2 protein-coding genes are annotated in these 13,705 nt (G+C 73.0%); both read right to left on the bottom strand.

The window, feature by feature from the left end; genetic code table 11:
- Positions 1-3,870, bottom strand: a 3,870-nt coding sequence (locus N416_RS23410; protein WP_024444014.1) for a PGRS repeat-containing protein, incomplete at its 3' end; no start/stop codon positions are given.
- A gap of 495 nt (positions 3,871-4,365) precedes the next feature.
- The coding region (locus N416_RS23645) for a hypothetical protein (protein WP_024444013.1) at positions 4,366-13,705 on the bottom strand (9,340 nt) is incomplete at its 5' end.

The raw sequence follows: 13,705 nt of genomic DNA, 5'->3' as shown, positions 1-13,705 counted from the left end.
ACCAGCGCCACCGGCACCCTGCGTGGCGCGCGTGCTGCCATCGACCTGCAGGCCACCCAGGCCACCATTACCACCGTTACCGCCGGCACCAGCGTTGCCACCGGACACACCCGCGCTCGTGGAATCAGCACCGTCGAAGCCCGTACCACCCTGACCGCCGGCACCACCAACTCCGGCCGTGCCATTGTTCCCGCCAGCCGCCTGGACCCCGGCGCCACTGAATCCACCGCTGCCGGCCTTGCCGGCGTTACCGCCGGCCCCACCATTGCCGCCAGCCGTGCCGTCTACGTGATCAGCCGTGCCGTTGTTGCCGACCGCACCGGCCGCGCCTGCACCACCGTTACCACCGTTACCACCGACACCACCGAGACCGGCCGCACCGATGTTGGTGCCCTGGCCGCCGACGCCACCGGCGCCACCGTTGCCGCCAACGCCACCGTTGGTGCCCGCAGCACCCGCGGTAGCTCCGGCCACGCCGTTGCCACCATTGCCGCCCTTACCGCCAGCGCCACCGGCGCCACCATCGCCCTGAGTGGCCCGGGTCGCGCCGTCGGCCTGCAAACCACCCAAGCCACCGGCGCCACCGGCGCCACCGGCGCCACCGTTGGTGCCGTCGATGCGCCCGACGCCGGTGTTGGAGCCGTTGAGACCGTCGAAGCCCTGACCGCCGGCGCCACCCTTGCCGCCGACACCGGCGGAACCGTCGCTGCCGTCAGCGGCGGTGGCTCCGTTGCCGCTGTCGCCACCGGCGCCGCCCTTACCGGCGTTGCCGCCGGCGCCACCGGCCTGACCTGCGGCCCCATCGATGTTCGCGGCCGTTCCGGCCGCGCCGGCCGCACCATCGGCGCCCTTGCCGCCGGATCCGCCGTCACCACCCGCGCCGCCGACACCGTGCGCTCCGGCATTCGTGCCGGTTCCGCCGACACCGCCGGCACCACCGGCGCCACCGTTGCCGCCGTTCTCCCCGGCCGCGCCCGCGGTGGCCGCGTTCTGGCCCTCGTAGCCGGCGCCGCCCTTACCGCCGGCACCGCCGTTACCGCCATCGCCATCAGCAGCACGCGAGTTGTCGGCTCTCAGACCGCCCTGACCGCCGTTGCCACCGGCACCGCCGGCCTGACCCGCCGTGCCGTTCGCGTTGGCCTGGGTGCCATCGATCCCGTCCGAGCCGTCCTTGCCGTCACCGCCGTCACCACCGACACCGGCGGTACCTCCGGTCGCACGGGTGGTGCCGTTGGCCTGCAGACCACCCACGCCTGCGTTGCCGCCCGCACCTCCGTTGCCGCCCGCGGTGCCCGCAGCCGCACCGACGTCGGACGCAGCGTCATAACCGGCGCCGCCGACGCCACCGTTACCACCCTTACCGGCAAGACCATTACCGCCACTGGCGGCGTAGTTACCGCCACCGGAGTCACCACCAGCACCACCGACGCCAGCGTTACCGCCGTTACCGCCGTTGCCGCCCGCGCCACCATCGGGGTTGGTGGCATCTCCGGCAGTACCGGCGCCACCATTGGCGCCGTCAGTGCCCGAACCACCCTTGCCACCGACGCCACCGGCACCGTGCTGGCCCGCGGCGGAACCGGTGCCACCGGTACCGCCAGCGCCCCCGGCACCACCATTGCCGCCCGAGGTACCGGCGGCGGCACCCGCGGCGAGCGCGTCATAGCCCGCGCCGCCCGCGCCACCGGCGCCACCGTCGCCACCAACACCCTGCGCGGCATGGGCGCCGTTGGCCTGAAGGCCACCCTGGCCGCCGTTACCGCCGGCACCACCGGCGCCACCGGCCTTGCCGTCCGGGCTCAGCGCGGTCCCCGCGGCACCGGCAGCACCGTCCTTACCGTCGCCACCGGCACCGCCAACACCGCCCGCACCCGAAGCCCCGCGCGTGATGCCATCGGCCTGCAAGCCACCCAGGCCCGCGTCGCCGCCGGCGCCGCCATTGCCACCAGCGGTACCGGCTACCGCAGTCGCATCCGACGCGGCGTCATACCCGGCGCCACCGACGCCGCCGCTGCCACCCTTACCGGCCGTGCCCGCCGTACCGCTGGCGGCCTGACCCGCCGGGCCCTGACCACCCGCACCGGCTTGGCCGGCGTTGCCGCCGTGTCCGCCGGCCTGACCGTCGAAACCGTCGGGGTGCGCTGCGGTCCCAGCATCACCGTCCGCACCGTCGATGCCGGCGCCACCGTTACCACCGTTACCGCCCTGGCCACCGGAATCCTGCGAGCCGGCCGCACCAGCCGCGCCGTCGTCCATGAACCAACCACCGGCACCACCGACACCAGCCTTGCCCGCCGCGCCGCCGTTACCGCCGACGCCCCCGTTACCACCATTGGTGCCGTCGGCGCCGGCCACTGCGCCGTCGGTGCCGTCGGCGCCCGCCCCTCCGGCGCCGCCCTTACCGCCGTCACCGGCCGCACCACCGTTACCTCCGGCACCGAACAGGTAAGCGCCCCTACCACCGGCACCCCCGTTCCCGCCGTTCCCGCCGTTGCCGCCGGCACCACCGTTGCCGTCGCCTCCATTGGCGAAGCTGCCGGCCGCACCCGCCGCGCCGGCGAAGCCGTTGCCGCCGGCACCACCCGTGCCGGCGGTGCTGAACACGCCCCACAGGGCCGCGTCGCCACCGGTGCCGCCGTTACCACCGGCAGTGCCCAAGTCGTCGGCGGTACCACCGTCACCGCCGGCTCCGCCACGGCTGAACCAGGAGAACAGGCCCGCGCTGCCACCGTCACCGCCGTTGCCACCGTCGTTGCCATTACCGCCGGCACCACCGTTGCTCCAGCCGCCGAACAGGCTGCCTCCGCCACCATTGCCACCGGTGTGGCCGTCGCCACCGGCGCCGGCGTCACTGAGCGTGGAGAACCAGCCGACGCCACCACCGTCACCGCCGTTACCACCGATGCCGTCACCACCGGCGCCACCGCTGCTGCTGAATAGGGCAAGCAGGCTTCCCGTACCACCGTCGCCGCCGTTGTAGCCGTCACCACCGTCGCCGGCGTCGCTGAACCAGGAGAACCAGCCGACGTTGCCGCCGTCGCCGCCGTTCCCGCCGTTACCACCGTTGCCACCGGCGCCGGCACTGCTGAACCAGGAGTACAACCCGACGTTGCCGCCCTTACCACCGGCACCGCCGACACCACCGCCGACACCACCGACACCGGCGTCGCTGAACCAGGCGAGGATGGCACCGTCGCCGCCCATACCGCCGGTACCACCGTCAAGACCGCCGGCACCACCGGCGCCGGCCTGGCTGAAGGCGGCGAACCAACCGGCGCTGCCACCGGCGCCACCGTCACCCGTGCCCCAGCCGTCGCCACCGGCGCCGCCATCGCCACCGAACAAGCCGCCCTGGCCGCCGGCGCCACCGTCAATGCCGGCTATGCCATCGGCGTCCCAGCCCGCGCCACCAGTGCCATAGATCCACCCACCGGCAGCGCCGTCGGGGTTATCGGCGGTGCCATCGGCGCCGTTGCCGAACGGCATCAGCAAGTTGTAGTCAAACAAGTTGAACTGGGCAGAACCCGGCAGGCTGAAGTCGGTGGCGCCGCTGAAGATGTTCAGGTTCAGGTCGGCCAGCACCGCGTCCCAGGCGGCCGGCGCACCGAAGCTGTCGAACACGAAGGACCAGCTGGAGGGGTCCAGGACGGTCGCCCAGGCGTCCTGATCGCCGAAGTCAAGGGCGAGGCCGTTGAAGGCGTCACCGAGGTCCTGACCGAACAGATCGATGAGCACGTCGTCGAAGTCCGCACGCGCCGTCGGAGCCGCCGCCATCGGAGCCATCCCGAACGTGAGGAAGGCACCAACCGCGCTACCCGCACCGATGATCCGGTTGCTACGACGACCCTTGTCCTGGCGGTGACGGCCCATAACCAAACTTCTCCTTAACGATTACACAGATAGCCCACAGCGAGCCCTGCGTTGCGAGATTAACACTGATTCCGGAAGAGTCAATCCGAGTTCATTAAATAGAACTACGCTTCGGTAATTGCGGTTAGCAAGTGGGTAATAGTGGTTAACCAGACCACATAACTCGACTACGGCTCACTCTGCGCCCGCTAACCTGGGAGTCTGCCGTCCGAAGGCTGGAAGAATCACGTCGGCCTGGCCTCTCCAGGGGCGTCCGCGACGTTCTTTCCCGCCCCAGACGCAAGCCAGCGGTGCCTCGTATCGCGCCCAGCGTCCTCTGCCCTAAACGGCAGTTCCCCGTGGCAAACATCCGGAGCACGAGGTGCCGGGGTCGACTTCTCAGGATGCGCGTCAGCGCCGCACGTCGGCTCCGTCAGGCGACGGCCCGCGGCGACATCGACGACACCATCACGGCCCGGTCGAGTGACCGGGCCGTGATGGGTTAGGCGGGTTGGGTTACGGGTGGTTCGCGCCGTTGGCGCCGGTGGCGGTCTGCCCGTCCGCGTTCTGGCTGTTGACCGCGTAGACATCACCCTCGGAGCCGTTACCGCCGGTGGCACCGGTACCCGTACCGCCGTTGCCGCCAGTGGCGGTGGCATTGTTCGCCGACGGGTGATCGCTCGATGTTCCGGCGCTGTCGAGCCCGGCCGCGACGTTGCCATCGGCGCCGTTTCCGCCGGTGCCGCCGTTGATCCCTACACCGCCCTGTCCGCCGTTGGCATCACTACCGGTGGCACTGCTGTTCTCACCCAGCGCGTTGACCCGAGCCGTTCCGGCGTTGCCGCCAGTACCGCCGTTGCCGACACCGCCGTCACCGCCGTTGGCCGTGCCACTGGCGACTGCGGCCGTCCCACCGGCGGCGATACTGCCCTTGCCGCCATTACCGCCGTGTCCGCCGTTGTAGGCGGCACCACCGTCACCGCCCGTCGACGTGCCACTCGCCGTCCCGCCATCGCCGCCGGCACTCGGGTTCCCGAAGAAGTACGTGGTCTTGGAGCTCTGGATGTCAGAGCTGCCACCGTTGCCGCCGATACTGCCGTTCCCAGTCGCTTCACCGCCGGAACCACCCGTGGACACACCGTAGGAGTTGCCTCCCGGGCCATTGGACTCCAGCTCACCCCAGGAACCGTTACCGCCGACCCCACCGTAGTTTCCGGCACCACCGTCGCCACCGACCGCGACAGCGGTATTGCCGCCGCCACCGACCGAGCCACCCGCGACGTCGACGAGCAACTCGCCCTTACCGCCGTCACCGCCGGTCCCGGCATTGCCAAGACCGCCGGCGCCGCCGTACGCCTCCCCGGTGATGGTGCTGCCGGCCCCGGTCGCCCCGGCCACCGCGACACCACCTTCGCCACCTGAGCCGCCGTCCTGGCCATAACCACCCGCGCCACCCTTGACGGTGGTGTCGGTGACCTGCGCCCCATTGGCCGCGGTGATGCCGGCCGCGCCGCCACCACCACCCGTGGCCCCGACTGAGCCATCGGTGTCCCCAGCATTGCCGCCGGTCGCGTGGCTGCCGGAGATCAGGCTGCCGTTGCCGATGGCGGCCAGGGTGGCCGCGCCGCCGGCCGCGGTCTCGCTGGCATTACCGCCGGTGACCGTGCTGCCGGTGATGACGCCGCCGTCGCTGACAGTCGCGGTGGCCGCTCCGCCGGCGAAGTTCGCGGTGTTGTGGCCGTTGGTGATGGTCGTGTCGACGACCTTGCTGCCGGTACCGTCGACGATCAGCGAGTTATTTGCTCCCGCGCCACCATTGGCACCGTTGGGACCGCCGTCGATGCCGTCGCCGCCGGTGACGTGACCACCGTCGATGACGCCGTTGTTCAGGGCGGACATCGTCGACGAACCGCCGAGACCACCGGTGCCGCCGGCCGCGGTCGCCGAGCCGGCACCTCCGTCGCCACCGTTGCCGCCGATCGAAGAGCTGTCGGACGAGATGGTGCCACCGGTGCTGGTGGACAGGCTGGCCGCGCCACCGTTGCCGCCCTTGCCGCCGGCGAATCCGGTGCCACCGGCACCGCCCTTGCCGCCGTCACCGCCGGTCACGGTGCCGCTGGTGGTGCTGCCGCCGCTGATGCTCGCCGTCCCGCCGTTGCCGCCGGCGCCGCCGTTGGCGCCATTGCCACCGGTGCCACCGTCGCCGCCGTTGCCGCCGTTGATGCTGAGGCCGTTGTAGTTGGTGCCCGCACCGACAGAAAGACTCATACCGACGCCCGTACCGCCGCTACCGCCCACACCACCGTTTGTGCCGTTCGCACCACCCGCGCCGCCGGCACCACCGGACAGATGCACATCGGTGGCACTGCCGCCGCCGGTCACGGCGATAGTGGTGCTGCCGGCGTTACCGCCCACGCTGCCACCGGTGCCAGCCCCCGCGTTACCACCAGTGACGCTGGCGCCGTTGGCGGCGCTCGTGGCGCCATCGACCGTCAGCGTCGCCGAACCGCCCGTTGCCGTGTCGGTGCTGTCACCGGCGCTGGCTTGGGCATCGGCGATGCTGGCGCCATTGGTGGCTCGCACCATCGCATTGCCACCGGTGTGGCCGGCTCCGCCGTCGCCGCCGGTGGCACTGCTGCCGGTAATGGCATTCACGCCGGGCAGGCCAGTCGTCGTGCCCTGATCACCGGCGTAGACCTGACCGCGGCCTCCGCCGGCCCCGTCAGCACCATTGGCACTGTTGCCGCCGGTCCCACCGTTTGCGGTGCTGTTCATGATCTTGTCGTTGACCTCGTTGGTCTGTACGTACGCCTGGCCGCCAGCGCCGCCCTTGTGGCCGAGGCTGCCAGTACCGCCGTCACCACCGACCGCGTGACCGTTGGTGACGGTGCTGTCCTGACCCAGCGCACGGACCCACCCCAGACCGCCGTCGCCGCCCTTGCTGCCAGCACCGTCGCCGTCACCGCCGTTGCCAGCCTGACCGATACCGCTGGCCGTCGCCCCGTCGATCAGCGCCGACACCTGGCCGTTCTGACCGTTACCACCAGTGCCACCGTTCAAGCCATCACCACCGTTGCCGCCGTGGCCGGTGCCGCTGGCCTCAGCGCCCACGCCACCCGCCAGGATGCTGCCGTAGCTGCCGTTGCCGCCCTGGCCCCCGCCGGTTGCGTCGCCGCCGTTTCCGGCAATCGCGGTTCCGTGGGCGGTCCCGCCGGGGCCGCCGCCGGCGAGGTTACCCGCGCCAGGTGCAACCTTGGCGCTGGTGACATCGGCGTTGCCGCCGTTGCCGCCCACGCTGTTGATACCTGTGGCCTGACCACCGGTCCCGCCGGTTGCCTGGCCATACGACGTACCGTCCTGGCCGGCGGTGACGTGACCGAGGCCGCCGGTGCCACCCTTTCCACCGCTGACTCCGTCGCCGCCGTTGCCGCCCGTGCCGGTAGTGGCGCTGGTCGGGTCTGCCGGGTCGCCGGTGACCTTGCCACCGTGGCTGGCATCGAGGTACCCCGTGCCGCCTGCACCACCGGTGCCGGCGTTGCCGTTCCCGCCGTTACCTCCCGTGGCGACACCCGTGACCGAGCTACCGGTCCCGTCAGCGCTAACAGCGCCCATAGCGCCGATGCCACCGCTGCCGCCGTTGTTTCCGGCACCACCGTCACCACCGACCGCGTAGCCGTCGGTGATGGTGCCGCCCGCCGTGGCGGTGACGCTGGCGTTGCCGGCGTTGCCGCCGGTGCCGCCGGTGGCGTCGCCCACCCCCGCCTTACCGCCCGTGGCTGAGCTGTCGGTGATGCTGCTGTTGGCGCCATCGGCCGTGAGGCTGGCCGATCCGCCGTTGGCGGTGGCGTTGCTGTCCTGTCCGGTTGCCTGGCTACCGGAGATGCTGGCGCCGTTGGTGGCCTGCAGCAGTGCGGTCCCGCCATTGTGGCCGGCTGCACCGTCCCCGCCGGTGGCTCCGCTGTTGGTGATGGTGTCGCCGCCGGAGGTCACCGTGTTCGGGTCACCGGCGAAGACCTGTGCCCGACCGCCTTGACCACCGTCGACCCCGTTGGCGCTGTCACCGCCCTTGCCGCCGTCCGCGGTGCCGTTGGTGATCGTGTCGCCCGTGGCGTTGGTCTGCACGTACGCCTGACCGCCCGCGCCGCCGGCCTTACCGGCGCTTCCGGTGCCGCCGTCACCACCGGTGGAGCTGCCGTTGGTGATAGTGCTGTCCTGGGCCAGCGCGCGGACCCAACCCAGGCCACCGTCGCCGCCCTTGCTGCCCGACCCGTCACCGTCACCACCGTTGCCGGCCTGGCCGGTCCCGCTGGCGTATGTCCCGTCGCCCAGCGCCGCCACCTGGCCGTTCTGGCCGTTACCGCCGGTGCCGCCATTGAGGCCGTCGCCGCCATTACCGCCGTGGCCGGTGCCACTGGCCTCCGCGCCGGCACCACCGGCGTTGATGCTGCCGTAACTGCCGTTGCCGCCTTTGCCGCCACCGGTGGCTGCGCCGCCGTCGCCGCCGATCGCGGTGCCGTGCGCGGTGCCGCCAGGTCCACCCAGGCCGCTGTGCGCCTCGCCGGCATCGATACCGCCGTTGCCGCCCTTGCCGCCCAGGCTGTCGGCGTCGGTGGCGGTCCCGCCCGTACCACCAGTGGCCTGCCCGTACGACGTTCCATCCTGGTGTGCTTCGACGCCGCCGAGGCCACCCTTGCCGCCGGTACCACCGTTGGCCCCGGTGCCACCGGAACCGCCGGTAGCGGTGGTGGCGGGTGCACCCACCGCCGGGTCGTCGATGACCTTGCCGCCATCGGTCGCCGAGATGTAACCGGTGTTGCCGTCGCCGCCGATACCACCGGCTTTACCGGCACCGCCATCGCCGCCGGTCGCGGTACCGGTGGCCGCACTGCCGGCACCGTCGGCCGTGACGGTGCCGATTCCGCCGCCGCCACCGGTTCCGCCATTGCTGCCGTCGCCGCCGGTACCACCGTTGGCGGTGCCGCCGTCGACGCTGCCACCGTTGGTGGCGCCCACGACCGCCGCACCACCAGTACCCCCGGCGCCACCGTTGGCGTCACCGACGCCGGCGTTACCACCGGTCGCGGAGCTGTCGGTGACGGCGCTGTTGGCGCCGTCGGCGGTGACGTAAGCGTTACCGCCGGCGGCGCTGTCACTGCCGTTGCCACCGGTCGCGTGGCTCTCGGAGATGGCCCCGCCGTTGGTGGCACTCAGCACGGCGTTGCCGCCGGCGCCGCCGCTGCCGGCGTTACCACCGGTGACCGAGCTGTCCTCGATCGTGCTGCCGGAATCGATCGTGACGGTGGCGCTGCCGCCCGCGAAATCAGCGGTGGCATTGCCACCCGTGATCGTCACGTTGGAGACGTTGCCGTCGATGATGACCTCGGCGATGCCACCGGTCTGGCCGGCAGCGCCAGGCCCGGTCGCGGTGCCGTTCTCACCGTTGCCGCCGTTGCCGCCGGTCGCCGTGACTCCGCTGGCCGTTCCGCTGCCACCGACGTAGGCGCCACCACCGCCGCCACCGCCGCCGCCGCCGTAGCCGATACCGGCGCCGAGCCAACCAACGCCGCCGGCACCACCGTCGCCGCCGACCGCGCCGTCACCGACCGAGGCACCGGAGCCGCCGACACCACCGGTACCGCCCTTAGCGCCCGTGCCGCCGTTGCCACCGTTACCGCCGGTGCCACCGGACTGCGGAATCAACCCGCTCATGCCTTCGGCATCACCGCCGCGACCGCCGTTGCCACCGTCACTGCTGGTGCCCGCATCTCCGACTGTTCCGGTTGCGCCAGTGCTGTTACCGGTGCCCCCGGCGCCGGCCGCGCCGCCGGCACCGCCATTGGCGCCGTTACCGCCGTTGCCGCCATTGCCCGCCAGAACACCGCCGCCGCCACCGAGCCCGTCGGCGCCGTTGCCGGCCTCACCGGCGTCACCACCGGAGCCACCGTTACCGCCCGCGCCGCCGGCGCTGCTGGACAAGCCCGTGCCGCCCTTGCCGCCCGAACCGCCGTTGCCGCCAGCGCCGGCGTTACCACCGCTACCGCCCGCAGCACCCGGGACGACCGCGTCGACACCGTTACCACCGTCGCTGCCGTCACCGCCGCTACCGCCGCTACCGCCGGTGCCACCGCCCACGCCGTTGCCGCCGGCACCACCTGCACCACCGTTGCCCCCGGCTACGCCGTTTGCCCCATCGGGAGCACCGGTGGCACCCCATGTGGCGTTGCCACCTGCACCACCGTCACCACCGGCACCGCCGGCAGCCGTAGTGCCGGTACCCCCGACACCGCCGCCGCCACCGTTACCCGCGGGCCCGCCGGTGGCCGTACCACCGGCGCCGCCGTCACCACCGTTGCCGGCAGCATTGCTGCTGGTGCCCTGGGCACCACCGGCACCACCGGCACCGCCGTTACCGGCCTGGCCCGGGTGGTAGTCATCCGGTGTCGCCCAGTAGTTGGTGCCGGCACCACCGTTACCGCCCGCACCACCCTTACCGCCGTTGCCGGCGTCCGCCGTAGCGGTGCCGGCGGCACCCTTACCGCCCGCACCGCCGCTGCCGGCCCATCCACCGGTACCCAAGTTGCCGTTCTGGCCGCCGTCGGTACCGGCGCCGCCCTGGCCCCCGGCACCGCCGTTGCCGCCGGCACCACCGTTACCGCCGTCGAGGCCACTGCCTGCCGGGGCGTTGGCACCGCTACCACCACCGAGGGCTTGGCCGCCCTGGCCGCCGCGACCGCCGTTGCCGCCGCCGACACCATTGATGCCCGCACCACCGGCGCCGCCGTTGCCACCAGCACCACCGTTGCCCGCGTCGCCGCCGTCGAGGTGTGCGGCGGTGCCGCTGGCACCGCTACCGCCCTGGCCACCGCGGCCGCCTAGGCCGCCATCGCCACCGTGGCCATTGGCACCGTCCGCGCCGCCGCCAACGCCGGCCCCGCCGGCCCCGGCGTTGCCCCCCTTACCACCGTCACTCGCAGCGCCGCCGTCCATGCCGCTGCCCGCGGCTGGATTGCCCCCGGTACCGCCCTCGCCGCCTTCGCCGCCGGTACCGCCGGCACCACCGCCACCTCCGCTGGTCTCGTCGGCGCCGGCACCACCCTTGCCGCCGGTGCCACCGTTACCGCCGACGCCTGCGGCACCGGCATTCCCGGCCGCAGTGCCCCCGCCGTAGCCGCCGTGCCCACCGTGGCCGCCGACACCACCGTCGCCGGCGGCACCACCGGTGCCACCGAAGACGCCTTCGCCACCGACACCGCCGTTGCCGCCGTTGCCTGCCGCCCCACCGGCACCGCCGTCGGTTCCAAGGTCGGAGCCCCAACCGCCGCGACCACCGTCACCGGCCAGACCGCCCGCACCACCGGTGCCACCGGTAGCCGCGTTGGAAGCACCACCGCCGCCACCGAGACCACCGTCACCGCCGGCACCGGCGGTGCCGCCGACCACGGTGTAGTCATATCCGCCGCCAGCGACAGATCCAGCAGTCTGAGCACTGCCGGCCCAGCCACCGGTGCCGCCCTTGCCACCGGCACCACCGCCGCCACCGTTACCGGTCGAGCCCGTCGCGGCGCCACCAGCACCGCCAGCGCCACCCTTACCGCCGGCGCCGCCCTGCCCGGTGGTGTCACCACCGTGGCCATTTTGGAAACCGCCCTGGCCACCGTCGCCGCCCGCACCGCCGGCACCACCGGTGCCGCCGTCACCGGTAGCACTGTCCGCCCCGGCCGAGCCCGCACCACCGTTACCACCGGCGCCGCCATTGCCCGACGATTTCAAGCCGTAGTAGGCGTTCGTGCCGGTGTTACCGCCGTTACCACCGGCCGCACCCGCTTGACCGTCACCATTGGCGTACTGGCCGACACCGTCGCCGCCGTTACCGCCGTTACCGCCGTCGCCACCGAGGCCGACCGCGCCGTGCTCCCCGGCCGCGGCATTGGTGCCGTCGCCGTTGTCGCCGCCGGCACCACCGGCGCCACCCTTACCGACCAGACCGCCGGTCCCGCCGTTACCGCCCTTCCCGGCCTCGGTGTTCGAAGCAGCGTCACCGTCGCCGCCGTCGCCACCCTTGCCACCATTGCCGGCGGTGCCACCGGAGCCACCGTCGCCGCCCTCGCCTCCGAGGCCGTGCTGGCCTGTGCCGCCGCCGCCGGCCGCGCCGGCCGCACCACCGGCGCCACCCACACCACCGGCGCCACCGTCGGTGGAGTTACCACCCGTGCCGCCGTTGCCGCCGTCCACACCGGTGTTGCCGGAGTTGTCGGTGCCGGCGGCACCATCGACCCCGGAGCCGCCCATGCCACCGGTGCCACCTTCGCCGCCCTGACCACCATCACCGCTGACACCGGAGATCGCTCCACCGGCACCACCGGTACCACCGGCACCACCGTTGCCACCGGTACCGCCGGCGCTGGTCGCCGAAGCGCCGGGCGTGGCGCCGCTGATTCCCGCCTGACCGGTCGCGCCTTTACCGCCGGTGCCGCCGGTGCCACCGTCAGCATGCGAGCCACCGGTGCCGCCATTGCCGCCGGTGCCACCGTTCTGCGCGGCCGTGGTGGCACCGATCAGGCCGTCGCCATCGCCGCCCTTGCCGCCTTGCCCACCGGCGCTGTCGGTGCCGGCATTACCCGCACTGCCATTGCTGCCGCCCGTACCGGTGCCGGCCAAACCGAAGGCGCCCGCCGCGCCGCCGTCGGCACCCTCGCCACCGTTGCCGCCGCTACCGGCGTTGCTGCCCCCGCCGCCGCCGGCACCGCCACCGCCGTTGCCCGCGACACCCGCGTTGCCGCCGTTGCCGCCGTTGCCGCCGTTACCGTTGGTGCCATCAGCGCTGGAGCCACCCACCGCGCCGGCACCACCGGCGCCACCGGCACCGGCATTGCCACCATCGGTCCCGGACTGGCCACTGCCCGCCGTGGCAGTGAAGCCCGTGCCGCCGTTGCCACCGTCGCCACCGCGGCTACCGCTGGAACCCTGGCCGCCATTGCCGTCGCCACCGGCAGTACCCGACACCGAGCTACCGCCGGCGCCACCGTTGCCGCCCTGACCGAACTGATACGGCGGAGCGAACGTCAGCGCACCACCGGCCCCATCGCCGCCGGCGCCACCATTGCCTGCGTTTTGCGTCGCGGTGCCATCGCCACCGTTACCGCCGTGGCCGCCACCGGTGTTGACCCCGCCGTCACCGCCGTTGCCGCCCTGGCCACCGCTGCCCGATCCAGCGGCATTGCCGCCGGCCGCACCCTCGCGGCCCACGCCGCCCCAGCCGCCGTCGCCACCTTTACCGCCGTTGCCGACGAGCGTGGCGTCGCCGCCGGTGCCGCCGGTGGCCAGTGCGTCACCGCCATTACCGCCGTTGCCGCCGGCGCCACCAGTGCCGGTGGCCCCCAGAGCGTTACCGCCGACACCACCGGTGCCGCCCCAACCGCCCAGGCCGCCCCAGCCGCCGTTGCCGCCGTTGCCGGTGCCCAGTGCGTCGCCACCGTTGCCGGCCACCGAACCGGTGTCACCACCATTGCCGCCGTTGCCACCGGCGCCGCCGTCACCGGCCACCGAGTCACCACCGCGGCCACCGACACCGCCACCCAGATGTGCCGTCCCGCCGGCGTCGCCGCCATTGCCGGCGTTACCCGCACCCGTGGCGTCACCGCCATCACCACCGTTGCCGCTGTGCCCGGCATTGCCACCGTTACCGCCAGCGCCGCCGGTGCCGGTTCCCCACGCCTTACCGCCATCACCGGCCGAACCCGAGTTCGGTCCGGCACCGAACAGTGCATCTCCGCCGGACCCGCCGGTGCCACCGTTGCCGCCGTCACCACTGGCATTGGTGGCACTCGAGCCCGCACCAGCGTTACCGCCGTTACCG

It is taken from the genome of Mycobacterium sp. UM_WGJ (genome assembly GCF_000455125.1).
GTDB lineage: Bacteria > Actinomycetota > Actinomycetes > Mycobacteriales > Mycobacteriaceae > Mycobacterium.
Note: the sequence above shows the minus strand (reverse complement) of the source record. Positions and strands in the feature narration are given on the sequence as shown.